This window comes from Bradyrhizobium septentrionale (assembly GCF_011516645.4).
In the GTDB taxonomy this organism is placed as follows: Bacteria; Pseudomonadota; Alphaproteobacteria; order Rhizobiales; family Xanthobacteraceae; genus Bradyrhizobium; species Bradyrhizobium septentrionale.
Genome location: NZ_CP088285.1, coordinates 7,601,331 through 7,626,811 on the forward strand (window position 1 = coordinate 7,601,331; position 25,481 = coordinate 7,626,811).

At 64.4% G+C, this 25,481-nt stretch carries 19 protein-coding genes and 2 pseudogenes; 14 read left to right on the top strand and 7 right to left on the bottom strand.

Going from position 1 to position 25,481, the window contains the following annotated elements:
* Positions 1-12: 12 nt before the first annotated feature.
* Entirely contained in the window at positions 13-6,303 is a 6,291-nt protein-coding gene (locus HAP48_RS38000) for a HAMP domain-containing protein (protein WP_420869836.1), read from the bottom strand.
* Between the two features lie 378 nt (positions 6,304-6,681).
* On the opposite strand from HAP48_RS38000, the pseudogene HAP48_RS38005 reads away from it, so the two are divergent.
* Positions 6,682-6,942, top strand: a pseudogene (locus tag HAP48_RS38005) (PAS domain S-box protein); the annotation flags it as partial.
* A gap of 12 nt (positions 6,943-6,954) precedes the next feature.
* Positions 6,955-8,465, top strand: a pseudogene (locus tag HAP48_RS38010) (PAS domain S-box protein); the annotation flags it as partial.
* 125 nt (positions 8,466-8,590) lie between these two features.
* Here the strand turns inward: HAP48_RS38010 and HAP48_RS38015 are convergent.
* Complete coding sequence (locus HAP48_RS38015; protein ID WP_166205000.1) at positions 8,591-8,812, bottom strand: hypothetical protein; 222 nt, start codon at positions 8,810-8,812, stop codon at positions 8,591-8,593.
* Positions 8,813-8,941: 129 nt separating this feature from the next.
* Positions 8,942-9,277, bottom strand: coding sequence for a hypothetical protein (locus HAP48_RS38020; RefSeq protein ID WP_166202828.1), 336 nt, complete (start codon positions 9,275-9,277; stop codon positions 8,942-8,944).
* 61 nt (positions 9,278-9,338) lie between these two features.
* Between HAP48_RS38020 and HAP48_RS38025 the strand changes: the two genes are divergently transcribed.
* Together HAP48_RS38025 and HAP48_RS38030 are read left to right on the top strand one after the other, a co-directional pair.
* Positions 9,339-9,539 (top strand): DUF3072 domain-containing protein, encoded by a 201-nt coding sequence (locus HAP48_RS38025; protein WP_224496771.1) that lies wholly within the window; start codon positions 9,339-9,341, stop codon positions 9,537-9,539.
* A 112-nt stretch (positions 9,540-9,651) separates the two neighbouring features.
* Positions 9,652-9,906: a hypothetical protein gene (locus tag HAP48_RS38030; protein ID WP_166205003.1), complete on the top strand. Its 255-nt coding sequence runs from the start codon at positions 9,652-9,654 to the stop codon at positions 9,904-9,906.
* A gap of 173 nt (positions 9,907-10,079) precedes the next feature.
* Here HAP48_RS38030 and HAP48_RS38035 read toward each other — a convergent pair whose 3' ends face one another.
* On the bottom strand, positions 10,080-10,337 hold the full coding sequence (locus HAP48_RS38035) for a hypothetical protein (protein WP_029081847.1): 258 nt from the start codon (positions 10,335-10,337) through the stop codon (positions 10,080-10,082).
* A 112-nt stretch (positions 10,338-10,449) separates the two neighbouring features.
* Between HAP48_RS38035 and HAP48_RS38040 the strand changes: the two genes are divergently transcribed.
* Positions 10,450-12,519 (top strand): ATP-dependent helicase, encoded by a 2,070-nt coding sequence (locus HAP48_RS38040; RefSeq protein ID WP_166205005.1) that lies wholly within the window; start codon positions 10,450-10,452, stop codon positions 12,517-12,519.
* A 146-nt stretch (positions 12,520-12,665) separates the two neighbouring features.
* Here the strand turns inward: HAP48_RS38040 and HAP48_RS38045 are convergent, their stop codons facing one another.
* Entirely contained in the window at positions 12,666-13,397 is a 732-nt protein-coding gene (locus HAP48_RS38045; RefSeq protein ID WP_166205007.1) for an adenylate/guanylate cyclase domain-containing protein, read from the bottom strand.
* A 78-nt stretch (positions 13,398-13,475) separates the two neighbouring features.
* Positions 13,476-13,727, bottom strand: a complete 252-nt coding sequence (locus HAP48_RS38050) for a PilZ domain-containing protein (RefSeq protein WP_166205009.1) — start codon at positions 13,725-13,727, stop codon at positions 13,476-13,478.
* Positions 13,728-13,994: 267 nt separating this feature from the next.
* Here HAP48_RS38050 and HAP48_RS38055 point away from each other — a divergent pair, with 267 nt between their 5' ends.
* The 3 genes from HAP48_RS38055 to HAP48_RS38065 are packed head-to-tail and all read left to right on the top strand — an operon-like array spanning position 13,995 to position 17,026.
* Entirely contained in the window at positions 13,995-15,401 is a 1,407-nt protein-coding gene (locus tag HAP48_RS38055; protein ID WP_166205011.1) for an MFS transporter, read from the top strand.
* An 11-nt stretch (positions 15,402-15,412) separates the two neighbouring features.
* Complete coding sequence (locus HAP48_RS38060; protein WP_166205013.1) at positions 15,413-16,600, top strand: acyl-CoA dehydrogenase family protein; 1,188 nt, start codon at positions 15,413-15,415, stop codon at positions 16,598-16,600.
* Between the two features lie 24 nt (positions 16,601-16,624).
* Positions 16,625-17,026, top strand: a complete 402-nt coding sequence (locus tag HAP48_RS38065) for a VOC family protein (protein WP_166205015.1) — start codon at positions 16,625-16,627, stop codon at positions 17,024-17,026.
* Positions 17,027-17,328: 302 nt separating this feature from the next.
* Here the strand turns inward: HAP48_RS38065 and HAP48_RS38070 are convergent, their stop codons facing one another.
* Positions 17,329-18,087, bottom strand: coding sequence for a Spy/CpxP family protein refolding chaperone (locus HAP48_RS38070; protein WP_210292738.1), 759 nt, complete (start codon positions 18,085-18,087; stop codon positions 17,329-17,331).
* Between the two features lie 453 nt (positions 18,088-18,540).
* Here HAP48_RS38070 and HAP48_RS38075 point away from each other — a divergent pair, with 453 nt between their 5' ends.
* The 6 genes from HAP48_RS38075 (at position 18,541) to HAP48_RS38100 (ending at position 25,479) form a co-directional block, all read left to right on the top strand.
* Entirely contained in the window at positions 18,541-19,881 is a 1,341-nt protein-coding gene (locus HAP48_RS38075) for an ABC transporter substrate-binding protein (protein WP_166205017.1), read from the top strand.
* Between the two features lie 116 nt (positions 19,882-19,997).
* Positions 19,998-20,936: a carbohydrate ABC transporter permease gene (locus HAP48_RS38080; protein WP_166205019.1), complete on the top strand. Its 939-nt coding sequence runs from the start codon at positions 19,998-20,000 to the stop codon at positions 20,934-20,936.
* Positions 20,936-21,847: a carbohydrate ABC transporter permease gene (locus HAP48_RS38085; protein ID WP_166205021.1), complete on the top strand. Its 912-nt coding sequence runs from the start codon at positions 20,936-20,938 to the stop codon at positions 21,845-21,847. The genes HAP48_RS38080 and HAP48_RS38085 overlap by 1 nt, the downstream gene beginning before the upstream one ends.
* Before the next feature lie 20 nt (positions 21,848-21,867).
* Positions 21,868-22,968 (top strand): ABC transporter ATP-binding protein, encoded by a 1,101-nt coding sequence (locus tag HAP48_RS38090; RefSeq protein ID WP_029081856.1) that lies wholly within the window; start codon positions 21,868-21,870, stop codon positions 22,966-22,968.
* Positions 22,969-22,997: 29 nt separating this feature from the next.
* Positions 22,998-23,987: a hydroxyacid dehydrogenase gene (locus HAP48_RS38095; RefSeq protein ID WP_166205023.1), complete on the top strand. Its 990-nt coding sequence runs from the start codon at positions 22,998-23,000 to the stop codon at positions 23,985-23,987.
* Positions 23,988-24,054: 67 nt separating this feature from the next.
* Complete coding sequence (locus HAP48_RS38100) at positions 24,055-25,479, top strand: amidase (protein WP_166205024.1); 1,425 nt, start codon at positions 24,055-24,057, stop codon at positions 25,477-25,479.
* Positions 25,480-25,481 lie beyond the last annotated feature (2 nt).

Genomic DNA, 25,481 nt, shown 5'->3' on the forward strand with positions numbered 1-25,481 from the left:
TTCGATCGCCGATCAGCGGTGCAGCCACATGCGGATCGCCAGCAGCAGTTGCTCGGTGTTGACGGGTTTCGCCAGATAGTCGGACGCGCCTGCCTCCAGGCATTTCTCGCGGTCGCCCTTCATCGCCTTCGCGGTCAGCGCGATGATCGGTAGGCGCGCGAAGGCGGGATTTTGCCTGATAGCGCCGATGGTCTGGTAACCGTCCATCTGCGGCATCATGATGTCCATCAGCACGATCGCGATCTTCGGGTTGGATTCGACCAGCGAGATCGCTTCATGCCCGGTTGTCGCGGTCAACACCTTCATACCGCGCCGTTCCAGCACGCTCGACAGCGCGAAGATGTTGCGGGCGTCATCGTCGACCAGCAGCGCCGTCTTGCCAATCAGATCCTCGTCGGAACTATTGAGCTTCTCCAGCATCCTCTGTTTTTCGACGGGCAATTCCGTGATCACACGGTGCAGGAACAGTGACGTTTCATCGAGCAGCCGCTCCGGCGACTCCACACCCTTGACGACGATGCTGCGCGCCATCGTATGAAGTTCCGCGTCTTCCTCGGCCGAGAGTTCCCGGCCCGTAAACACGACAACGGGAATATTGCGGAGCATCTCGTCCTGGCGGATCTGATCCAGCACCTCGAAACCGCTCATGTCGGGCAGCCGCAGATCGAGCACGACGCAGTCGCAGGGATTTTCGCGCAGCGTCGAGAGCGCCCCTGCCCCGGTGCCGCTGGTCACGATCTCGATATCCTCGTGCCCGAGCAGCTCGGTGATGCTGAGCTGCTCGGCCGCGTTATCCTCCACGATCAGCAGGCGCTTGCGGCGCGGTCTTGCGTATTCCTTGATCTGCGACAGCGCGGCGCTGACGCCTTCGGTCGTGGTCGGCTTGTTGACGAAGGAGAAGGCGCCGCGCGCCAGCGCGTGTTGCCGGTCCTCGTCGAGCGTAATGATCTGGACCGGAATGTGACGGGTCAGCGGATTGTGCTTGAGCTGGCTTAGCACGGTCCAGCCCAGCATGTCCGGCAGGAAGACGTCGAGCGAGACCGCGCTCGGCTGGAACTGCTTGGCGAGATCGAGCGCCTCGGCTCCGCGGCTTGCGACCAAAACCTTGAAGCCCTTGTCGCGCGCCAGATCGATCAGGACCCGCGCGTAATGCGGGTCGTCCTCGACGATCAGCAGGATAGTGTCGCCGGGCTCGAGATTGAGGCGGTCATCCGGAAGCTGCTCGATCACGCGCTCCTGCGTGCCCGCTGCCTGCAGCGACGGTGCCGTGGTGTGCGGCATCTGTAGCGGCTGAGCCTGCGGGCGCAGCCCGGCCGACGGACCGGCATATTTCAGCGGCAGGTAGAGTGTAAAGGTCGAGCCCTTGCCCGGCGCGCTGCGCAGATGGATCTCGCCGCCAAGCAGGCCCGCCAACTCGCGGCTGATGGCAAGGCCAAGACCGGTGCCGCCATATTTGCGGCTGGTGCCGGCGTCGGCCTGCTGGAACGCCTCGAAGATCAGCTTCTGCTTCTCCTGGGGAATGCCGATACCAGTATCCGACACTTCGAACGCAACGACGGCGGGCGCCGCGTTGAGGATCGGATGCTCCGCACCCCAGCCGCCGAGCGCGGCCGACACCGTCAGGCTGACGCCGCCCTCCGCGGTGAACTTGAACGCATTCGAGAGCAGGTTCTTCAGCACCTGCTGCAGCCGTTTGGAGTCGGTAACCATGCTGCGCGCCAGATTGGCGTCGACGTCGATGCTGAAGGAGAGATGCCGGTTCTCCGCCTCATGCCGGAACGGCCGTCCAACGGTCTCAAGCAGGCTCGACGTCAGAATTTCCTCCGCATCGACCGTCACCGTGCCGGACTCGATCTTGGAGAGATCGAGGATGTCGCTGATCAGGTTCAACAGGTCGGTGCCGGCACCATGAATGGTGCGGGCAAACTCGACCTGCTTGCCGGTCAGATTGCCGTCCGGATTCTCGGTGAGCTGCTGGCCCAGGATCAGGATCGAGTTCAGCGGCGTCCGCAGCTCGTGCGACATGTTGGCGAGGAATTCGGACTTGTACTTCGAGGTCAGCGACAGCTCGGTCGCCTTCTCTTCCAGCGCGCGCCGCGCCTGCTCGATCTCCTGATTCTTGCGTTCGACGTCGACATTGCGCTCGGCGAGCTGTTGGGCCTTCTGCTCGAGCTGATCGTTGGTCTGCTGCAATTCCTTCTGCTGGGTCTGCAGCTCGCCGGCGAGCTGTTGCGACTGCTTGAGCAGCGCCTCGGTCTGCATCGTCGCCTCGATGCTGTTGAGCACGATGCCGATGCTGTCGGTCAGTTGCTCGAGGAAGGTGATCTGCGAGGTCGTGAACGAGGAGATCGAGGACAGCTCGATCACCGCCTTGACCTGGTTCTCGAACAGCACCGGGAACACGACGAGGTTTTTCGGCATGACCCGCATCAACGCCGAATTGATCGGCACCGCGTCGCCGGGAATATCGGAGACGAAGCGCTGCCGCTTGTCGAGCGCGCACTGACCGACCAATCCATCGCCGAACCGGACGATTTGCGGATGCGGGTTGTTGCTGTCGCTGGCATAGGCCGACAACAGGCGCAGCTGCGCATTCTCGGGATTGTCGACCTGGTAGATCACGCCCATATGCGCGTTGATCAGCGGCGCCAGCTCGGTCAGCAGCAGACGGCCGACGGTCGCAAGATCGCGCTGGCCCTGCAGCATGTTGGTGAAGCGCGCCAGATTGGTCTTCAGCCAGTCCTGCTCGGTGTTGCGCTCCGTCGTGAGACGGAGGTTGCCGATCATCGTGTTGATGTTGTCCTTCAGCTCGGCGACCTCGCCGCGCACGTCGACCTGGATCGAGCGCGTCAGGTCGCCCTTGGTGACCGCGGTCGCCACTTCCGCGATCGCGCGCACCTGGGAGGTCAAGTTGGCCGCCAGCAGGTTGACGTTGCCGGTCAAGTCCTTCCAGGTGCCGGCGGTGCCGGGCACGTTGGCCTGACCGCCGAGCCGGCCCTCGACGCCGACCTCGCGCGCCACGCTGGTGACCTGCTCGGCGAAGGTCGCGAGCGTCTCGGTCATGTTGTTGATGGTGTCGGCGAGCGCGGCCACCTCGCCCTTCGACTTCACCGTCAGGTTCTGCTTCAGGTCGCCGTTGGCGACCGCGGTCACCACCTTGACGATGCCGCGCACCTGCTCGGTCAGGTTCGCCGCCATGACGTTGACGGTGTCGGTCAAATCCTTCCAGGTGCCGGCGACGCCGCGCACCTCGGCCTGGCCACCGAGCTTGCCCTCGGTGCCGACCTCGCGCGCCACGCGCGTCACCTCGCCGGCGAACGCGTTGAGCTGGTCCACCATCGTGTTGATGGTGTTCTTCAGCTCGAGGATCTCGCCCTTCACGTCGACCGTGATCTTGCGCGACAGGTCGCCGCGCGCCACAGCGGTGGTCACCTCGGCGATGTTGCGGACCTGCGTGGTCAGGTTCGCCGCCAGCAGGTTGACGTTGTCGGTCAGGTCCTTCCAGGTGCCGCCGACGCCGGGCACCACGGCTTGGCCGCCCAGCCGTCCCTCGGTGCCGACCTCGCGCGCGACGCGCGTCACCTCGGCGGCGAACGAGCGCAGCTGCTCGACCATCGTGTTCAGGGTGTCCTTGAGCAGCAGGATCTCGCCGCGCACGTCCACCGTGATCTTCTTCGACAGGTCGCCGCCGGCGATCGCGGTCGCGACCTCGGCGATGTTGCGGACCTGCGCGGTCAGGTTCGACGCCATGAAGTTGACGTTGTCGGTCAGGTCTTTCCAGGTGCCGGCGACGCCGGGCACTTCGGCCTGGCCGCCGAGCTTGCCCTCGGTGCCGACTTCGCGCGCCACGCGCGTCACCTCGCCGGCGAAGGCGTTGAGCTGGTCGACCATCGTGTTGATGGTGTTCTTCAGCTCGAGGATTTCGCCCTTCACGTCGACCGTGATCTTGCGTGACAGGTCGCCGCGCGCCACGGCGGTGGTCACTTCCGCGATGTTGCGGACCTGCGCCGTCAAATTGCCGGCCATCGAGTTGACGCTGTCGGTCAGATCCTTCCAGGTGCCGGCGACGCCGGGCACGTTGGCCTGGCCGCCAAGGCTGCCGTCGGTGCCGACCTCGCGCGCCACGCGCGTCACCTCGCCCGCGAAGCGGTTGAGCTGATCGACCATCGTGTTCAGCGTTTCCTTCAGCTGAAGGATCTCGCCGCGCACGTCGACCGTGATCTTGCGCGACAGGTCGCCGCCGGCGATCGCGGTCGCGACTTCGGCGATGTTGCGGACCTGCGCCGTCAAATTTCCGGCCATCGAGTTGACGCTGTCGGTCAGATCCTTCCAGGTGCCGGCGACGCCGGGCACTTCGGCTTGGCCTCCCAGCTTGCCGTCGGTGCCGACCTCGCGCGCCACGCGCGTCACTTCGCCGGCGAAGGCGTTGAGCTGGTCCACCATCGTGTTGAGCGTTTCCTTCAGCTGAAGGATTTCGCCCGACACGTTCACCGTGATCTTTTTCGACAGGTCGCCCTTCGCGACCGCTGTCGCGACCTCGGCGATGTTGCGGACCTGCGCGGTCAGGTTCGACGCCATCGAGTTGACGCTATCGGTGAGATCCTTCCAGGTGCCGGCGACGCCGCGCACCTCGGCCTGGCCGCCGAGCTTGCCCTCGGTGCCGACCTCACGCGCCACGCGCGTCACCTCGCCGGCAAAGGCGTTGAGTTGGTCCACCATCGTGTTGATGGTGTCCTTCAGCTCGAGGATTTCGCCGCGCACGTCCACCGTGATCTTCTTCGACAGGTCGCCATTGGCGACCGCGGTGGTGACGCCGGCGATATTGCGGACCTGCGCGGTCAGGTTCGACGCCATGAAGTTGACGTTGTCGGTCAGGTCCTTCCAGGTGCCGGCGACGCCGAGCACGTTGGCCTGGCCGCCGAGTTTGCCTTCGGTGCCGACCTCGCGCGCCACGCGCGTCACTTCCGACGCGAATGCGTTGAGCTGGTCAACCATGGTGTTGAGGGTTTCCTTCAGCTGAAGGATCTCGCCCGACACATTCACCGTGATCTTCTTCGACAGGTCGCCGCCGGCGATCGCGGTCGCGACGTCCGCGATGTTGCGGACCTGCGCGGTCAGGTTCGACGCCATGAAGTTGACGTTGTCGGTCAGGTCCTTCCAGGTGCCGGCGACGCCGGGCACCTGGGCCTGGCCGCCGAGTTTGCCTTCGGTGCCGACCTCGCGCGCCACGCGCGTCACTTCCGACGCGAACGAATTGAGCTGGTCCACCATCGTGTTGATGGTGTCCTTCAGCTCGAGGATCTCGCCGCTGACGTCGACCGTGATCTTGCGCGACAGGTCGCCGCGCGCCACCGCCGTGGTCACGTTGGCGATGTTGCGGACCTGGGCAGTCAGGTTGCCGCACATCGCGTTCACCGAGTCGGTCAAATCCTTCCAGGTGCCGGCGACGCCGGGCACGATCGCCTGGCCGCCGAGCTTGCCGTCAGTACCGACCTCGCGCGCCACGCGCGTCACTTCCGACGCAAACGAGCGCAACTGGTCGACCATCGTGTTGATGGCTTCCTTCAGCTGCAGGATCTCGCCGCGGACGTCGACCGTGATCTTCTTGGACAAGTCGCCATTGGCGACCGCGATCGTCACCTCGGCGATGTTGCGGACCTGGCCGGTCAGGTTGTTGGCCATCGAGTTGACGCTCTCGGTCAGGTCCTTCCAGACACCGGTCACTTCCGGCACCTGGGCCTGGCCGCCGAGCTTGCCCTCGGTGCCAACCTCGCGGGCCACGCGCGTGACCTCCGAGGTAAATACCGAGAGTTGCTTGATCATCGTGTTGACGATGTTCGCGGACTGCAGGAATTCACCGCGCAGCGGCCTGCCCTCGACGTCGAGTTGCACGGTCTGCAGCAGGTCGCCCTGCGCCACCGCGGCGACCGCCCGGGTGACCTCGCGGGTCGGCCACAGCAAATCGTCGATCAGCGTATTGACCGAGCTTTCCATATCGGCCCAGGCGCCGCTGGCGAGGCCGAAATTGACGCGCTGACGGGTCTGCCCCTCGCGGCCCACGACCTGTCCGACGCGCGCCAATTGCTGCGCCATGCGCTCGTTCGCCGCGGCGATTTCGTTGAAGGCGTCGGCGATCTTGCCGTCGATGCCGAGATAGTCGCCGCGCATCCGGACCGAGAAGTCGCCGCCGCGCATCGCCTGCAGGGACTGCAGCAGGTCGTGCGAGGAATCGAGGCTTCCGTTGGATGATTTGGCGCGGCGGGTATCAGCACGGGGACGAGGCGGCGAACCGAGATCGGTCATGGAATTTCCCCTACGCGCTGACCCCCTGTCGAGAGACTCGGAAAAGCCAGTGTGACCATAAGAATGACTGCCCTTGATCTATTCAAGCGGGAAAACGCCAAAACCGCGATTTGTGACGCAAACCGAGTGGCTTAATCGCTAATGGAACCTAAAGTTCCAAAGAGGAATGGAACTTTTTCGCAAAGCGACGTAAGCCTTTCGTATTGCCTGGTCCTCACGGTCGCATCTGATCGCATTGGAACATTCGCCTCTCCGAAACGTTCCGGCCGGGCAGGATTTGTGATGGTTAAGAAATCGGATCGACTCAAGCGCGGCATTTTCGAGAGCGAGCGCAACGTTCGGCTGTTGGCCGGGGGCGTGATCGACTACGCGATCTGCATGCTCGCTCCCGATGGACGGGTGACCAACTGGAATAAGGGCGCCGCGCGCATCACGGGCTATTCGGCCAAAGCCATCCTCGGGAAGCACTTCTCGGTCTTCTATCCCGCTGAGGATCGCGCATCCGGCCTTCCCGCCAAGGCCCTGCAGATCGCGCGGAAGGAAAAGCATGCCGCGGCGGAGGGCGGGTTCGTCCGCAAGGACGGATCGCAATTCCACGCCTCGGTCGTCATCGACCCGATTTACGAGAAGCGCAAGCTCGTCGGCTACGCGATGGTCACCCGCGACATTACCGAGCGGCAGCAAGCGCGCGCGGATCTCGATGCCAGCGAAAGCCAGTTCCGCTTGCTGGTGAGCAACGTCACCGACTACGCCCTGTACATGCTGACGCCGGCCGGCATCGTCGCCAACTGGAACGCCGGCGGCGAGCGCATCAAGGGCTATTCGCCCGACGAGATCATCGGCCAGAGTTTCTCGCGGTTCTATACGCCGGCCGACCAGGCCGCGGGCAAGCCGGCCCGCGCGCTCAAGATCGCGGAAGAGACCGGGCACTACGAGGAGGACGGCTGGCGGGTCCGCAAGGACGGCTCGTTCTTCTGGGCCAGCGTCGTGATTGATCCGATCCGCGACAGCGACGGCAGCCTGGTCGGCTTTGCCAAGATCACACGGGACATTTCCGAGCGGCGCGAGGCGCAACAGAAGCTCGAGCGGGTGCAGCGTCAGCTGGCGGAATCGCAGAAGATGGATGCGCTGGGTCAATTGACCGGCGGCGTCGCGCACGACTTCAACAACCTGCTGATGATCATTCGGGCAATCTGCATCGGATCAAACGCGAGGTGTCGAGCGAGCGCGGCCAGCTCGCGCTCGGCGCGATCGAGACCGCCTCCGAGCGTGCCGCCTCCCTGACCAGCCAGCTGCTCACCTTCGCGCGCCGTCAGAGCGTCAATCCGCAGACCGTCGACGTCGCCGACAGGGTCGCCGCGGTGCGCGAGGTGCTGAGCAGCGCGCTCGGCGGCGCGATCAAGCTGAACATGGACATCCAGCCGGATCTCTGGCCGGTGTTCGTCGACCCGAACGAGTTTGAGACCGCGCTGATCAACCTTGTGGTCAATGCGCGGGACGCGATGCCTAATGGCGGGACGCTAACCGTCTCGGCCCGCAACGTCCCCGAAACCAACGAGGTCGCCGCCAGTGTGGCCGATACCGGCGAAGGCATCCCCGAGGACGTGCTGAGCAAGGTCTTCGACCCGTTCTTCACCACCAAGCCGGTCGGCAAAGGGACCGGCCTCGGACTGTCCCAGGTCCACGGATTTGCGCACCAGGCCGACGGCCGGGTCGAGATAACAAGCACGCTCGGCAAGGGCACGACGGTCAGCATCTACCTGCCGCGCGGGATCGCGGCCGCAAAGCGCACGGCTGCGGCTCGCAGCGTGCGCGGCTCCGCCACCGTCCTGCTGATCGAGGATAATCCTGCCGTCGCCGACGCAAGCGCGGGCTTGCTCGAACAGCTCGGCTACACCGTGCGCTGGGCGTCGAGCGCAGAGGCCGCCTTATCGGAAGTCGACACCAACGGGGTCGATGTGGTGTTCAGCGACATCGTGATGCCCGGCAGGATGGACGGTCTGAAGCTGGCACGCGCGATCCGGGACAGGAAGCCCGAGCTGCCGATCCTGCTGACGACAGGCTACAGCGAGAGTGCACGCGACGTGAGATCCGACTTTCCGGTCCTGCGCAAGCCGTACCGCATCCATGATCTCAGCCGCGAACTCTCGAAACTGACCGGACAAGGCTCGGGCGGCGCCACGAGCAACCCGTCCGCAGACGCCGCGGGCGAGTTCGATTCCGAGGTGCGGAAGATTGCGCCCAGACCAAAGGCAAAAGCCCACTCCTAGTTCGAAAAATCGAAGGGCTAGCGTTCCGCAGGCCAGCTTCGCCGCACCAGTTGCACCCGCTCGATGCGGCTGCACTGCTCGCAGCGGTACTGGAGAATATCCCTGCCCTCGGTGCCCGCCGGGTGGCTGCTCTCAAGCCGCATCGTCCTGATGCAGCTGATGCAGGAGATCAGCGTCAGCAATGGGCTGCGATCGTCATTCATCGATGCCCGCGGTGGCGCGGTCGGATCGGCGATCATGGCGCTGGGCGATGCTAGGGTGTTGGCTCTCACCACAAGAAAATGCCCATGCGAGGCTCGGGTTCCCGCCTCGAAACCAGATTTGGGCTTGAGCCGGTGTGAGACGCGCCCTCTCCGCGGGCGGGCCGATCAAACCCTCGCGTTGCTGTGGCCCGGCTTGGACCTGCCGCTGTTCGATTTGACGGGGGCCGGCTTGGCGGGGTCCGGCTTGACGGTCGCAACAGGGCGATCCGCAAAGCTTCGGCTCAGCCGCTCCCGCACCGTCGGGAGACGGTCGCCGCCGCCGGAGGCTTTCCATCGACCAATGAGTTCGGCCACTTCGGCTCGCATCGCCATCAGCCGGTATGACGCCTCGCTGCAGTCGAGGTCGCGGTTGACCTGATCCCTGATCGACGCCTCGATCAGGGTCATTTCAGCCCGCAAGGTGCTGATCTTCCGACGAATTTCATTGATCTTGTTGTCCATGGCTTGTTAGAACAAATATAGAACATATTGTCAAGTCACGATCCAGCAAGTGAGGTGAGCGATGAGCATGGCAGCGGTAAGATTTGGCGGGGTTGCGGAGCGCCTTGGCGGGCTGATGACCCGTGCCCAGGGGCTGCGGTTGAGGAGCCTCGCCGAAGAGGCGTATCAGCCGAACCAGTACGCGCGCGACCTGACGTCCGAGGAAGCCGACCGGCGCATCGATGCCCTCAGGGCCGAGATCGCGCTGGCGGACTCTTTCTGAGCTCCGATCCGGACGGGCCGGACACCCCCTTAAGGCTTTGATATAGCGGCGCAGCTAGTTCTGTTTCTGTCGTTGCTGCTTTGTCTTTATCGCTGCTTTGGGGGAGCCTCACGTGCTGGAGCTGGAGAAGCGATCGCCGCTTGCGTTCCCGATCACGCTGAAAAACGGGCGAACGCTCGCGACGGTCGGCGACGCTGCGGACTATTTGTCGACGCTGAATATCGACCAGCGTGAGCGTGGCTACTGGAAGACGGCGATCATGATGTTCAACAACGCCATGCGCGAACCGGGCTATCTGAAGATCGCGACCATGAACCTGCGGTCCGCCCTGGTCTATGACCGCCTCGTCGACGACGTCGGCCCCTGATTGTGGTGCGGCGGCTACAGCCGAATCGGCGGTGGTCTCGTAAGTCGCTGTTCGTTATGGCCGCAAACAAGGTAACGGCGGTACACGCGACGGCCGGAAGCGGATTGCGCTTCGGCCGCTAATCTAGGGCCGCCTCGGAGGGCCAAAGGAAGGCCAAGGCGGCCCATTTCTTTTCAAAGCAATTTGGCGCGGACGAACAGCGTCCGCAACGCGTTGGTTGCTTGCACCGTCAGCATGGCGTTCCCAGCCGCCCTCTCCAGCGCAACCAACGCCTCGTCATGCAGCGAGCGGAATTCCATCCATTCGACGGCGCTGAGATTGCTGATGAAGCGGTAGGCCTGACCGACGGTCGCAAGCGTCACCGTCTCGCCGTTCAGCCGCACCTTGAACGTCGCCTTCAGCGGCGTGTCGGATTTGGATACGTCACCCATGGCGCGGTTGTGCGCCGCGCGGCGTTAATGTCAATCTAATTTCTCTGCGTCCGCCCCCGCGCGTCGGCTCCACTGAATCGCAATGTCTGTTAGCGTTTTGTGGGGGTGATTCGTGCCTGAACTTGCCAACACAGCCTATCTCGATGCGCTCAATTCCGAGCAGCGCCGTGCGGTCGAGCACGGGATCGGTAAGGATTGCATCGTCGGCGCCCCGCTGCTGGTGATCGCGGGCGCGGGCTCCGGCAAGACCAACACGCTCGCCCATCGCGTCGCGCATCTGATCGTCGCAGGCGCCGATCCCTGTCGCATCCTGCTGATGACCTTTTCGCGGCGAGCCGCCGCCGAAATGGCCGGCCGCGTCGAGCGCATCGCACGGCGCGTGCTCGGCGATCGCGCCTCCATCATGACCGATGCGCTGAGCTGGGCCGGCACGTTCCACGGCATCGGCGCGCGGCTGCTGCGGGAATTCGCCGAACGCATCGCCCTCGAGCCGATCTTCACGATCCATGATCGGGAGGACTCCGCCGACCTGATGAACTTGGTCCGCCACGACCTCGGTTTCTCCCGCACCGAAAGCCGGTTTCCCACCAAGGGCACCTGCCTTGCGATCTATTCGCGCTGCGTGAACGCCGAGATGCCGATTGAAGCCGTGCTCGGTCAGTTCTTCCCCTGGTGCGCCGGCTGGGCCGGCGAATTGAAGCAGTTGTTCGCTGCCTATGTCGAAGCCAAGCAACGGCAGAACGTGCTCGATTACGATGACCTCCTGCTCTATTGGGCGCAGATGGTGACGGACACGGCATTGGCCGAGGAGATCGGCGGCCGCTTCGACCATGTGATGGTCGACGAATATCAGGACACCAACCGCCTGCAGTCCTCCATCCTGCTTGCGCTCAAGCCCGGGGGGCGCGGGCTCACCGTGGTCGGCGACGACGCGCAGTCGATCTATTCGTTCCGTGCCGCCACCGTGCGCAACATCCTCGACTTCCCGTCGCAGTTCAGCCCGGCAGCCGAGATCGTCACGCTCGACCGCAACTATCGCTCGACGCAGCCGATCCTGTCGGCAGCCAATGGCGTGATCTCGCTCGCCAAGGAACGCTTCACCAAGAACCTGTGGACCGACCGCACCTCGACCCGCAAGCCGCTGCTCGTCACGATCCGCGACGAGGCCGATCAGGCGCGCTACATCGTCGAGCAGGTGCTGGCCAACCGCGAAGAAGGCGCGCTGCTCAAGCACCAGGCGGTGCTGTTCCGCACCTCCTCGCACAGCGGACCGCTCGAGGTCGAGCTGACCCGCCGCAATATTCCGTTCGTGAAATTCGGCGGGCTCAAATTCCTCGATGCTGCACACGTCAAGGACATGCTGGCGCTGCTGCGCTTCACCGCCAATCCGCGCGACCGGGTCGCGGGCTTTCGGATCCTGCATCTGTTGCCCGGCGTCGGGCCGGCCTCGGCGCAGCGCGTGCTCGACTGCATGGCCGAGGCCGCCGATCCGATCGCAGCGCTCGCAGAACTGCCCGCCACGCCCCGCGCCGGTGCCGACTGGCGGCTGTTCGTCGAGGCCATCGAGAACCTCCGCTATTCGGAATGGCCTGTTGACATCGAGCGCGCGCGCCACTGGTACGAGCCGCATCTCGACCGCATCCACGAGGATAGCGAGGTCCGCCGCGCCGACCTTATCCAACTTGAGCAGATTGCCGCCGGCTATCCGTCACGCGAACGCTTCCTCACCGAGCTCACACTCGATCCGCCGGACGCGACCAGCGACCAGGCCGGCGTGCCGCTGCTCGACGAGGATTACCTGATCCTGTCGACGATCCACTCCGCCAAGGGGCAGGAATGGAAGTCCGTCTACCTGCTCAATGTCGTCGATGGCTGCATGCCCTCCGATCTCGGCGCCGGCACATCGGCGGAACTCGAGGAGGAGCGCCGCCTGCTCTATGTCGCCATGACCCGCGCCAAGGACGATCTGCATCTGTTGGTGCCGCAGCGCTTTTTCGTCCACGGCCAGGCGGCCAAGGGCGACCGCCACATGTACGCCTCGCGCACCCGTTTCATCCCGGAACGGCTCCTGCCGATGTTCGAGCGGACCACCTGGCCGCGCGCCGCCGCCGCGCAGGCCGCGGCCGCCAGCCGCGCGCCGCCGATCGACATCGGAGCCCGGATGCGCGGCATGTGGCGCTGACGCCGGTTGCGAAAGATTTTCAGCCGGCCTGGAACGAAGCCGCCGGCCTCGCGTTGAAGCCGCGTTCGTAATCGGCAAACGACCATCCCCGACGGCTTCGGCGCGGAGTTTCGCGCTGGAGCCGTCGTTTTTTGCACCGCGTCAATTCACGCAGGGAACAATCTGACGGGCTGGTCGAAGCCCTTCAGCGCGTGATCGGAACCGGCTGCCGTGATCATGTCGCCGGTTCGTTCCCGCACCGCCGTCGTGACCAGGATCTCGCCGGATTTCGCCGCCGCCTGGGCGCGCGCGGCGCGGTTCACGACGGTGCCGACCGCCGTCAGGTCGCGGTGGGTCTGGCCGAACTCACCGAAATTGGTATCCCCGCTGTCCATCCCGATTCCGATGCCGATCTCGATGTCGCCGGCGCCGATCGTCCGCACCAACGCGTCGTGCCTTTCCTGGAAGCGGCGCTGGATGTCGCGCGCGGCCAGCAAGGCCTGCACCGCATGATCGTCCCGCCGCACCGGAAAGTTGAAGATCGCGAACACGGCATCGCCGATCGTCTTGTTGAGAATGCCGTCATAGCGCCAGATCGCGGCGGCGCAGTCATCGTAGAACGCATCCAGCAGCGATGTCAGTCCGTCCGGCGCGATGGTCTGGGTCAGCGTGGTGTAGCCCCGCAGATCGGCAAACAGGATGGTGGCGTCGATGGTCACGGCGCGCGCCTTCATGATCTTCGAGAAGGCCATCTCGCAGAGCGTGCACGTGTTCGGGTTCATTCGGCTCGGCTTGACGCCGAACAGGCGGAACGGCGCCGACAACGGGCCGCGCAGCGGAATCGGCATATGCAGGTTTTGCCAGCAGCCGAGGCAGATCGTTGCAGGTTCCGGAGTCATCGGCACACCACCAGTTGTTCCAGCAACGAAACCCGGGCGATCCAGGACGTCCGGGCCGGGATTTGCAGCGCGCCGCGCTCAGGTCGGCGTCACGAAGCTCAGTCCGATCCGCGTCTTCTTGCTCCAGACCACCTGGCACTCATAGACAACAGAGGCGTCCTTGGCCATCACCAGGCGGAAGCGATGCGGGACGAAGGCTGAATTCTCGACTTCGATCGCGGCTCCCTCCGGCGAAATGTTCACGATCGTGCAATGCATGACCGAACCGCCCGACGAGACATAGCCGGGTTCATTGACCTCGGTTCGCGGATGCCTGCGCTTTTCGTCCACCCGGCCTGCCCCCCAGCTTATTTCACACAAGCGTGGTCGATCGGCATTGCCGAAGTCAACGGCTCCGACAGGCCGGATCGGGCTTTCGCACCACGATTTGTGCGCAGCGGCAGGCCGAATTGCTTATCGCGTCACTGCAGATGAGCCCCGCGTCAGCGCGGGCTTGTCGTTCGCGATGGCGCGAGGATAGCCTCACCCTATGGGCGAAGCGCTGGCGCGACGCACGCTCCTGATAACAATGAACAAGCGCCATGGGGAAAACGCGCCATGTTCGAGATTCTCGATCGCCGGACGACTCTGACCGGCAACCAGATCAAGATCCTTGCGGCGGCCATCATCGGCGATGCGCTGGAATTCTTCGACTACTTCCTGATCGGCTTTGTGCTCGCGTTCCTGATCGGACCGTGGAAACTCACTTTTGGCCAATCGGCCACCGTGCTGATGAGTTCCGGCATCGGCGCCATCATCGGCGCGTATCTCTGGGGCTGGCTCGCCGACCGGATCGGCCGCCGCATCGTCTTCATCGGCACCGTTCTGAACTTCTCGATCGCGACCGGCCTGCTCTATTTCACGCCCGACAATGGCTGGGTCTATCTCGCAATCCTGCGCTTCTTCGTCGGCGTCGGCGTCGGCGGCCTCTATTGTGTCGACCTGCCGCTGGTGCAGGAGTTCATGCCTTCGCACAAGCGCGGCTGGGTCGGCGGGCTCGTGACCTGCGTGATCCCGCTCGGCGTCGGTCTTGGCGCGGTGCTGGGGGCGATCATGGGCACTGATCAGTGGCGGCTGCTGTTTGCGATCGGCGTGCTGCCGGCGGTCCTGGTGCTGCTGGTCCGGCTCTGGGTTCCGGAATCGCCGCGCTGGCTATGCCGGCAAGGACGCTATGACGAAGCCCGCAAATCGCTCGCCTGGGCCCTGCAGGTTCAGCCGTCCGAACTGCCATTGCCGAGCGCGGCCGACGCCGGTCCGATCGTCAAGACGAGTTGGTTCGACCTGTTCAAATATCCGCGCAGCCTGATCGTCTCCTGGCTTGGCAATGCCGGCGCGCAGACCGGCGTCTACGGCATCACACTCTGGGCGCCCGCGCTGTTCGTGCTGCTCCTGAGGGTGACGCCGCAGGAGGCCGCCAAGATGATGATCCTGCTCAGCGTCACCGGTTTCCTCGGCCGCATCTCGTTCTCCTGGTTCTCGGAACTGCTGGGACGACGCGTCGCCGGCGGCCTGCTCGGCTTGGGGGCCGGGGCGCTGACGATCATTGCCGGCTATCACTACGACGTGACGCTGTTCGGGATGTCGGCGTTCTGGCTGCTGCTCGCTGCCGCCTTCTTCTTCGCCGACGGCGGCTTTGCGATCGTCGGCCCCTATGCGGCCGAGGTCTGGCCGTCGCACCTGCGCACCACGGGCATGGGGTCGGCCTATGGCTTCGGCGGCATCGGCAAGATCATCGGGCCGGTCGGGCTTGCCCTGATCGTCGGCTCCAACAACTATCTCAAGCCGGACGTGCCGCTAACCCAGATCCCGACCGCCTTCGTCTATCTCGGCTGCTGGTTCCTGATGGCGGGCGCCGTTTATCTGTTCTTTGGGCTAGAGACCCGGGGCAAGTCGATCGAGCAGATCGACAAGGAGCTCAACGCGACCGCTGACGTCGCGGCGTCCGCAACGATCCGGCGCGCCTGAGGGAGACGAAGATGAGCGTGACTTCTGCCGATCTTGCCGGCGATCGCGACGTGATCGCCCGCGCCGAGGCGATCAGGGGCGCGGTTGCGGCCGCCTCCGACGATATCGAGATGACGCGCCGCCTGCCGCCCGATTTGCTCGACCGGCTGCATGAGGCCCGGCTGTTCCGCCTGCTGCTGCCGCGGTCGACCAATGGGACCGAGACCGATCCCGTCACCTTCTTCCATGTCATTGAGACCATCGCCAAAGGCGATGCCTCGACGGCGTGGTGCCTGAGCCAGGCCGGCGGCTGTGCGATGTCGGCCGCCTATCTCGACCTGCCGGTCGCGCAGGAGGTGTTCGCCGACCCACGCGCGGTACTCGCCTGGGGTCCCGGCCCGAAGGTCAAGGCGATCGAGTGCGAAGGCGGCTACCGCGTCACCGGGGTCTGGTCGTTTGCCTCCGGCGGGCGGCACGCCACCTGGCTCGGCGCCCACTGCCCTGTCTATGCCGCCGACGGCGCGCCGCGCCGTGACGCCAATGGCGAGCAGGTCGAACGCACCATGCTGGTGCGCACCGAACACGTCGAATGGACCGACATCTGGAACACGGTCGGGCTGCGCGGCACCGCCAGCGACCAGTTCGCGCTCGACGACTTCTTCGTCCGCTCCGACCACTCGATCACCCGCGAATTCGACCGCGAATGCCGCGAGAATGGCCCGCTGTACCGGATGAGCAACCACACCTGCTATCAGATCGGCTTTGCCGGGGTCGCCTGCGGCATTGCCCGCAGCGCGCTGGACAATTTCGTCGATGTCGCCCGCAACAAGGTGCCGCGCGGCATGAAGAAGACGCTGCGCGACAATGCGGTCGTGCAATCCGGCCTCGCCCAGGCCGAAGTCAATCTGCGGGCGGCGCGCGCGTTCCTGCTGCAGTCGATGGCCGACATCTGGAAGGATCTGGTTGCCGGGACCAGCATCACGGTCGCGCAGCGGATGACGATCCGGATGGCGGCAACGCATGCCATCCACAAGGCGCGGGAGGCGGTCGACTTCGCCTACAATGCCGCCGGCGCCACCGCGATCTTCGACGGCCATCCTCTCGAGCGGCGCTTCCGCGACATCCACACCGTGACCCAGCAATTGCAGGGCCGGTTCAGCCATTTCGAGACCGTCGGCGCCTGGATGCTCGGCGTCGATGCCGACCTCAGCTTCGTTTAACCCGATTTCTCAAGGAGAAGAACCATGCCACTGGGTGGACTACAGCATTTCACCATCGAACCGCAGGACCTGGAGAAGACCAAGGAGTTCTATTGCGATGTGCTCGGGCTCGAGAATGGCGATCGGCCGCCGCTCGATTTTCCCGGCTACTGGCTCTATTCCGGCGGCCAGGCCACTGTCCATTTGATGGGCACCCGCAAGCCGCGCGACGGCATCGTGGTGCGCGGCACCGAGAAGAAATATGAGGACACCGGCCGCCTCGACCACATCGCCTTCGCCGCGTCCGACGTCGACGGGGTGCGCAAGCGGCTGCAGGGCAAGAAGGTTCAATTCCGCGAGCAGATCGTGCCGCGCACCGGCGATACCCAAATCTTCCTCTACGATCCCGACGGCGTCGGCGTGGAGCTGAACTTCCCGAAGAGCTGAGCGCCAGCGCTTTTCGGATCGCGGTGGCCGGGCACAGCCGTCCGAAGTAGGGCGTCGCTTTCGCTCGCCTATGTCCCGGCCGTTTGCTGCTATCCGCGGCGGGGTTTGCGCTGTGGATAGTTCCCCACAAGGCCCTGACTCGGCCATCACTCGGGCGCGATCCGGTCCGTTTTTCTTCAACATTGAATGACGAATTAACCGGGCCGCGCCGCTGCGGCAGAATAGCCGGGTGCTGCGCCTTTAACCTACCCCAGGGCTTGGTGGCCCGGCTATTCGTCCCCACTTCGCCGACGATGGATCCTTTAGTCGAGCCCGCGTTCGTGGCTGAGGCGGACCATTTCGTTGATGAAGATCTGTTTCTGCTTGTCGTCGAGGCTCGCAAAGAGCGGCTCCGCGGCGTCGGCGACGCCGCGCTGATCGACCGCGCGGTCGTTGAGGAACTGGGCCTCATTGCGCATCTGCTCGATGATGTCGTCAGGCGGATCGCGCTGTGCGCGCGCAATGCGCAAATTGAGGCGGTCCGCGCCGTTGTGGCCGAGATAGTGCATCGCGCTGTTGAAACCGGACCAGTGTTTCTCCTGCTCCGGCGTCAGGTTCAGCTCCTTCTTGATCCGATCGATGTTGGCGTCGCTGTTGGCGACCATCTGCTCGGCCGTGAGCTGCGGCGCCCCATCCTGGGTCAGCACGGCCGTCTGCTGTTTCGCGCCCTTGTCCTTGGCGGCGGCCTTGGCCGATTTGGTGCCCTTGGCGCCCGGCTTGTCACCGGGGGCCGGGGCCTGCGCGTTCTTGCCGTTAGCGGCACTGGGGGGCGCGCTGTTGGCATTGTTGCCGGTGAACACGCCGGTCACGCCAGTCACCACACCGACGACGCCGCCGATCGCGCCGCCCAGAACACCGCCAACCGGTCCGGCCGCCTTGTTGCCCTCGCGCGCGCCCTTCTCGACGCCCTGCACAATCTGCGCATCGACGATACGAGGCACTGCGAGCAGCATGACGGTGGCGGCCCCAACCGCGGTGCACAATCGCCATTGTGCTCGCAGCTTCGCTACCGGGTTGAGCATGATCGGGTCTCCGTGTTCGATAGTGGATTGCAGAATTGATGCGGGGGTAGGTTCGACGAATCCGGACTTTATCGTTTCCAGCTTCGGCAAGTCTATTGCTCGCGCGGGGCATCAACATGACGGAACACAGCTAGATCAGGCTTGGCCGGAAACCTGCGGCGCAACGGCGCACCGTCCGCGAATACGTCGGTGGCAACTCGTGCGTGCGTCGCAACATGATCGCAAGGCGTGCAGCAAACCGCCGGAAATTGCAGTGAGGTTGACGACACTGCCTGCGATTTGACCACAACGTTAGTTCTACGTGGCACAGGCATTACGTTTCTCGACAGCGGCCGGCAATTCTGTTCTGATTGGTGCAACGAAATCCCGCGATGTCGCGCGAACGCGACGCACAAAAAAGAACATCGGGATTCAAAAAGTCTTTTGTCCGTTGGCTACCAGGGAGGGAATGCCATGTCACGGAAGAAGCTTTCGCGCCGAGAATTCGTTGCAGCGACAGCGCTGTCATCGGCGGCGCTCATTACAGCCCCCTACGTGCGTGGCGCCTACGCAGCCGGCAAGCTATCGATGGGCTTCTGGGATCACTGGGTGCCGGGCGCGAACAGCGCCTCCACCGAGCTCGTCAATGAATGGGCCGCCAAGGAAAAGGTCGAGGTCCAGATCGACTACATCACCAGCCAGGGCAACAAGAACATCGTCACCATCGCCGCCGAGGCGCAGGCGAAATCCGGTCACGATATCTTCCAGATGCCGACCTGGTGGCCACAGGCCAATGCCGAGCTGCTCGAGCCGGTCAACGACATCATGGACCCGCTCATCAAGCTGAACGGCGACGTCAACGGCACGGTGAAATATCTCGGCCAGGCCGACGGCAAATGGCTCGGTGTTCCCGCCAGCGTCGGCAGCCAGATCAAGGGCCCCTGCTCGCGCATCGACCTGATGAAGAAGTATGCCAATATCGACGTGCAGGAGATGTATCCGGCCGGAAGCCCGCCGAAGGCGGACAACTGGACCCTCGATACGTTCCTCAAGGCGGCCGAGGCCTGCCACAAGGCCGGCTTCCCGTTCGGCATCGGTCTCGGCGAAACCAGCGACAATGTCGACACCGCCGGCGCGATCTTCAACTCGTTCGGCGCGCAGCTGGTCGACGCCAAGGGCAACCTCACCGTCAAGACCGACGCGGTGCGCCAATCGCTCGAGTTCTACAAGAAGCTGCTCGCCTTCCTGCCGCCCGACGTCTCCGCATGGGACGATGCCTCGAACAACAAATGGCTGGTCGCCGGCAAGGGCGCGATGATCATGAACCCGCCGAGCGCATGGGCGGTCGCCAAGCGCGATGCCCCGCAGGTCGCGGAGCAATGCTGGACCCACGGCTTCCCGGCCGGACCCAAGGGACGCTTCGCGCCCTATCTGCCGTTCTTCTGGTCGATCTGGTCGTTCTCGAAGAACAAGGAAGCAGCCAAGAGCCTGCTGTCCCATCTGTCGCAACCGGCATCGATCGAGAAGATGGTGGTCGCGAGCGGCGGCTACGACCTGCCGGCCTACGAAAAGCTCACGACGTTGAAGATCTGGGAAGAGGTAGGGCCGCCCAAGGGCACGCTCTACCACTACCCGAACCCCTTCAAACACCAGACGCTGTCGATGGCGGCCTCGCCTGCGCCGCCCAAGGTCGCGCAGCAGATCTACTTCCAGGCCACCCTGACCAAGATGTGCCTGCGCTACTACCAGGGTGAAAGCATGGAAAAGACGCTCGCCTGGGCCGAGGGCGAGTGTGAAGGCTTCATGCGAAGCTGACGACAAGCGAGCTTTCGCGCGACCGCCCTTAGTGCCGGCCGCGCGAGGTCTCGTCTTCACATCCCGACCGCCGAACCGGCGAGCCGTGCAACCAACCCGCGCGAGGGACCTGCGTTATGGTTGACGTCGCATTCCAATCCAACCGCACAGCCGCAGCCCAGGCAGGGCGACGGCGCACCGGTCTGCGCAACGCGCTTCGGCGCAAGTCGATGGCCGCGTTCCTGATGACGCTGCCGCTGATCCTTCTGATCGCGATTCTCGTACTCTACCCGGCCATCTACTCGCTGCATCTGGCGACGCTGAACAAGGCGATGACCAAGTTCGTCGGTCTTGGCAACTTCGAGTTCCTGTTCAAGCGCGAGACCTTCTGGCTGGTGGTCAAGCAGTCCTGCATTTTCGCGATCTCCGCGGTGGTGTTCAAAGCGCTGATCGGCTTCATCGTCGCGCATTTCGTGCACAACGTGCCGGCCAACAAGCAGCGCAAATGGCGCGGCATGCTGCTGGTGCCATGGGTGATCCCGCCGGCCATGAGCACGCTGGCCTGGCTGTGGCTGTTCGATCCGTCCTACAGCGCCTTCAATTACACGCTTTCCTTCTTCGGCATCGGGCCGATCCCGTGGACCGGCGACGCCATGTGGGCGCGCTTCTCGGTGATCCTGGTCAACGTCTGGTACGGCGCGCCGTTCTTCATGATCATGTATCTGGCGGCGTTGAAATCGGTGCCCGAGCAACTCTATGAGGCGGCCGCGATCGACGGCGCCAATTGGTGGCAGCGCATCTGGTACGTGACCTTGCCGATGATGCGCAACATCATTGCGATCACGACGTTGTTCTCGCTGATCGTGACCTTCGCCAATTTCGACATCGTGCGCATCCTGACCGCCGGCGGGCCGCTCGACCACACCCACATCTTTGCGACCTGGGCGTTCCGCGTCGGCATCGAGGGCAGTGACATTCCGCTCGGCGCCAGCGTCTCGCTGTTCATGGTGCCGATCCTCGCGGTCGCGGCGATCTTCATCCTGCGCGACATCACCAAACGCGGGAACGAATCCTGATGAGCACGGTGACGATCGACAAGTCCGGACCGACCCGCAAGGTCAAATACGGCAGCATGAGCCGCGATCGGACCTGGGCGCTGCGCTGGTCCTATTTCTTTCTCACGCTGTTTGCGATCTTCTCGCTGGTGCCGCCGCTCTACATGCTGATCACCTCGCTGAAGAGCAGTGCGGAGATTTCCGCGGCGACCAACCCGTGGTGGGTATATCATCCGACGCTCTCCAACTACGCTGAGTTGCTGACCTCGAACCAGTTCCTCCGCTTCTTCTGGAATTCGGCGTGGGTCTCGATCATCGTGGTCACCATCACGATGCTGATCAGCGTGCCGGCGGCATTCGCCCTGGCGCGAATGAAATTCTGGGGCTCGGCGACGCTCGCGACCGGGGTGTTCCTGACCTATCTCATTCCGGACAGCCTGCTGTTCATCCCGCTGTTCAAGATGTTCGCGGTGATCGGCGACTGGACCGGCGTTCAGCTCATCAATCGCTGGTACGTCCTGCTTTTCATCTATCCGACGCTGACGGTGCCGTTCTGCACCTGGATCATGATCGGCTATTTCGCCTCGATCCCGAAGGAGCTCGACGAGGCCGCGATCATCGACGGCGCGAGCTGGTTCCAGACGTTGACGCGGATCTTCATCCCGGTCGCCCTGCCCGGCCTGATCGCGGCGACGATCTTTGCCTTCACCGTGTCCTGGGCCCAATTCCTCTATCCGCTGGTGTTCACGACCTCGACCGATCAGCTGGTGCTGCCGGTCGGCATCATCACGACCCTGATCAAGGGCGACGTCTTCAACTGGGGGCAGATCATGACCGGCGCCCTGCTCGGCGCCGCGCCGCCGCTGATCATCTACGCCTTCCTGATGGACTACTACATTGCCGGCCTGACCGCCGGTGCGACAAAGGGTTGAACGCGACAAAGGTAGGACTCATGGCTGACGTCAGTTTGCGTAAGGTGGTGAAGCGTTACGACGAGGTCGAGGCGGTGCGCGGCATCGACCTCGATATCGCCGACCATGAGTTCGTGGTGCTGGTGGGCCCAAGCGGCTGCGGCAAGTCGACGACCTTGCGGATGATCGCCGGCCTCGAAGATATCTCCGACGGCGACATCATGATCGGCGGCGACGTCGTCAACGACGTGCCGCCGAAAGACCGCGACATTGCGATGGTGTTCCAGAACTATGCGCTGTACCCGCACATGACGGTCGCCGAGAACATGTCGTTCGGGCTGCGGCTGAAGCACTACCCCAAGGCCGAGATCAAGAGCCGGGTCACGGAGGCCGCCCGGATGCTCGACATCACCGACCTGATCGACCGCAAGCCGAAGCAACTCTCTGGCGGCCAGCGCCAGCGCGTCGCGATGGGACGCGCGATCGTGCGCAACCCGAAAGTGTTCCTGTTCGACGAGCCGCTGTCCAACCTCGACGCCAAATTGCGCGTGCAGATGCGGATCGAGATCAAGAAGGTGCACCAGAAGGTCCGCACCACGACCGTCTACGTCACCCATGACCAGGTCGAGGCGATGACGCTGGCCGACCGCGTGGTGGTGATGAACCACGGCAGGATCGAGCAGATCGGCACGCCCAACGAGCTCTATCACAAGCCGGCGACGAAGTTCGTCGCAAGCTTCATCGGCTCGCCCGCGATGAACTTCGTGCCGTGCCGGCTCGAGGACGTCGGCGGCAAGCTCAACGTGCGGCTGACCGATCGCCTCACCTTCCCGCTGCCGCCGGCGCGCGCCGCCCGCTACCAGGCGCTTTCCCGCACCGACAAGCTGTTGCTGGGCCTCCGGCCTGAGCATGTCATGGAGGCCCGCCCGCATGCCGAGCCCGGTATCGAGCCGTTCGATGCGGTGCTCGACGTCACCGAGCCGATGGGGATGGAGACGCTGGTCTACTTCACGCTCGAGGGCTCCCAGCTCTGCGGCCGGGTCAATCCCAATGCCGGCGCGCAGGATGGCAGCCCGCTCCGATTGGCTGTGGACCTCAACAATATGCATTTGCTAAATGAGGTGACCGGCGTCGTCCTTTGACGGCGTACAAGAAACCTCAAGGGCAGGAAATGGCCACCAACAAGAAGAAGATTTTCATCACCCAGACTCTGTCGCCGGGGGCACGGGTGCTCCTCAACGAGCGGGACGACGTAGACCTGATCGAATTTCCCAACCTGATCTCGGCCAAGGACTTCCAGTCCATGCTGGAGCAGCATGCACCGGTCCATGGAGTGGCGCTCGGCGCCACCCGGTTCGGCGAGGCGGAGCTGGAAGCCTCCAAGGGCATGATGGTGGTGACCCGGATCGGCGTCGGTTATGACGCCGTCGACGTGCCGGCGCTGTCCCGCCGCAAGGTACCGCTGATGGTCGCAGGCACCGCGAACTCGCCCTCGGTCGCCGAGCAGGCATTGTTCATGATGCTGACGCTGGCCAAGCGCGCGAACGAAATGCACGCCATGGTCAAGGACGGTACCTGGGCGAGCCGGCTCGGCGTGCTGCCGTTCGATCTCTACGGCAAGACGGTGCTGATCGTGGGCTTCGGCCGCATCGGCACTCGCACCGCCAAGCGCTGCCTTGCGATGGAAATGAACGTGCTGGTCTACGATCCATACAAGCCCGCCAGCGAGATCACGGCGGCCGGCTGCGAGGCGGTGCCGAGCCTAGAGGCGGCATTGCCGCGGGCGGATTTCGTCACGATCCACTGCCCGAAATCATCAGAGACCGTCGGCATGTTCAACGCGGCGCGGATCAGGCTGATGAAGCCGACCGCCTATCTCATCAACACCGCCCGCGGCGGCATCGTCGATGAGAAGGCGCTGCACGATGCGCTGGTGTCGGACAAGATCGCCGGCGCCGGCCTCGACGTGTTCGAGGTCGAACCGCCACCGGTCGGCCAGCCCCTGCACGCTTTGCCGAACGTGATCATGGCGCCGCATGTTGCCGGCGTCACCGTCGAGGCCGTCGATCGCATGAGCGAGCAGACCGCGCGCAATATCCTGAGCGTGCTGGACGGCAATCCGCTGCGCCAGAATGTGATCAACCAGGACGTCCTCGGCTGAGCGTTCAGCCTTCCTCTTTGCGCCGCGGCCGATCCTTGCGATTGGCCCGGCGATGCGGAGTACCCACATGGCCTTCAAGGAATTCGGCGACTACGACGCGGTCGGTCTGGCCGAGCTCGTCCGCAACAAGGACGTGACGGCAAAGGAGCTGCTCGACGAGGCCGTCGCGCGCACGGCCGCCGTCGATCCGAAGATCAATGCGGTCGTCGTCAAGCATTACGACTATGCCGAACGCCAGATTGCCAAGGGATTGCCTGATGGTCCCTTCACCGGCGTGCCGTTCCTGCTCAAGGACCTCGACCTGCTCGAGGGCACGCGTACCACGTCGGGCGCAAGCCTGCTGAAGGAGTTCGTTGCCGACCACAACGGCACGCTGGCCCAGCGCTTCCTCGACGCCGGCCTGACGATCTTCGGCAAGAGCGCGAGCCCCGAGTTCGGCCTGATGCCGACGACGGAATCCCGCCTGTTCGGCCCGACCCGCAATCCCTGGAATCTCGACCACTCCTCCGGCGGATCGTCCGGCGGTGCGGGGGCTGCGGTCGCGGCGCGCATCCTGCCCGTCGCACACGCCAGCGACGGCGGCGGGTCGATCCGGATCCCCGCTTCCGCCTCCGGCGTGTTCGGCGTGAAGCCGACGCGCGCCCGCAACCCGTGTGGTCCCGATCGCGGCGAAGGCTGGGGCGGCTTTTCAGTTGGTCACGTGCTCAGCATCAGCGTCCGCGACAGCGCGGTGATGATGGATGCGATCCATGGCCCGGAGCCGTCGAGCCTCTACGTCGCGCCGCCGCCGCAACGGCCGTTCTCCCAGGAGGTGGGCCGCGATCCCGGGCATTTGCGCATCAGCTTCACCGACAAGTCGCCCTATGGCGACGCCATCGATCCCGAGATCGCTACGGCGGTCCGCGACATTGCCAAGCTGCTGGCGGGCCTCGGCCATCATGTCGAGGAGCGCGCGCCGCCGCTTGCGGCCGATCCGGCAGCGACCATGACGACGATCGTCGGCGGCAATACGGCGCTGACGATCCGCCTGATCGAGCAGCGCGTCGGGCGCAAGCTGACCTCCGACGACGTCGAGCGCCTGACGCTGGCGAGCGCAGAGAATTCAGTCAAGCTGACACCGGTCGACTACGTCGCCGCGCAGCTTGCGGCATTCCAGATCTCACGCGGACTCGCGACCTTCTTCGAGGGCTGCGACATCTTCCTTAGCCCGACCTTGTGCGCGCCGCCGCTCCGCCTCGGCGAGCTGAACACGATGTCCGAGGATCTGACCCACATTGCACCGGTCTTGCGCCGCTACATGCCGGGCACCTCGATGTTCAACATGTCCGGGCAGCCGGCGATGTCGGTGCCGCTGGCCTGGAACAAGGCCGGTTTGCCGCTCGGCATGATGTTCGCGGCCAAGCTCGGCGAGGAAGGCCTGCTGTTCCGCCTGGCCGGCCAGCTCGAACAGGTCCGTCCCTGGAAGGACCGCCGCCCGCCGGTGTCCGCCTAATA

Bases quoted from the DNA above. Each gene is read 5' to 3' on its own strand.
- HAP48_RS38000 (WP_420869836.1), bottom strand. From the start codon at position 6,303: ATGACCGATCTCGGTTCGCCGCCTCGTCCCCGTGCTGATACCCGCCGC.
- HAP48_RS38015 (WP_166205000.1), bottom strand. From the start codon at position 8,812: ATGATCGCCGATCCGACCGCGCCACCGCGGGCATCGATGAATGACGAT.
- HAP48_RS38020 (WP_166202828.1), bottom strand. From the start codon at position 9,277: ATGGACAACAAGATCAATGAAATTCGTCGGAAGATCAGCACCTTGCGG.
- HAP48_RS38025 (WP_224496771.1), top strand. From the start codon at position 9,339: ATGAGCATGGCAGCGGTAAGATTTGGCGGGGTTGCGGAGCGCCTTGGC.
- HAP48_RS38035 (WP_029081847.1), bottom strand. From the start codon at position 10,337: ATGGGTGACGTATCCAAATCCGACACGCCGCTGAAGGCGACGTTCAAG.
- HAP48_RS38045 (WP_166205007.1), bottom strand. From the start codon at position 13,397: ATGACTCCGGAACCTGCAACGATCTGCCTCGGCTGCTGGCAAAACCTG.
- HAP48_RS38055 (WP_166205011.1), top strand. From the start codon at position 13,995: ATGTTCGAGATTCTCGATCGCCGGACGACTCTGACCGGCAACCAGATC.
- HAP48_RS38060 (WP_166205013.1), top strand. From the start codon at position 15,413: ATGAGCGTGACTTCTGCCGATCTTGCCGGCGATCGCGACGTGATCGCC.
- HAP48_RS38065 (WP_166205015.1), top strand. From the start codon at position 16,625: ATGCCACTGGGTGGACTACAGCATTTCACCATCGAACCGCAGGACCTG.
- HAP48_RS38070 (WP_210292738.1), bottom strand. From the start codon at position 18,087: ATGCTCAACCCGGTAGCGAAGCTGCGAGCACAATGGCGATTGTGCACC.
- HAP48_RS38075 (WP_166205017.1), top strand. From the start codon at position 18,541: ATGTCACGGAAGAAGCTTTCGCGCCGAGAATTCGTTGCAGCGACAGCG.
- HAP48_RS38080 (WP_166205019.1), top strand. From the start codon at position 19,998: ATGGTTGACGTCGCATTCCAATCCAACCGCACAGCCGCAGCCCAGGCA.
- HAP48_RS38085 (WP_166205021.1), top strand. From the start codon at position 20,936: ATGAGCACGGTGACGATCGACAAGTCCGGACCGACCCGCAAGGTCAAA.
- HAP48_RS38090 (WP_029081856.1), top strand. From the start codon at position 21,868: ATGGCTGACGTCAGTTTGCGTAAGGTGGTGAAGCGTTACGACGAGGTC.
- HAP48_RS38095 (WP_166205023.1), top strand. From the start codon at position 22,998: ATGGCCACCAACAAGAAGAAGATTTTCATCACCCAGACTCTGTCGCCG.
- HAP48_RS38100 (WP_166205024.1), top strand. From the start codon at position 24,055: ATGGCCTTCAAGGAATTCGGCGACTACGACGCGGTCGGTCTGGCCGAG.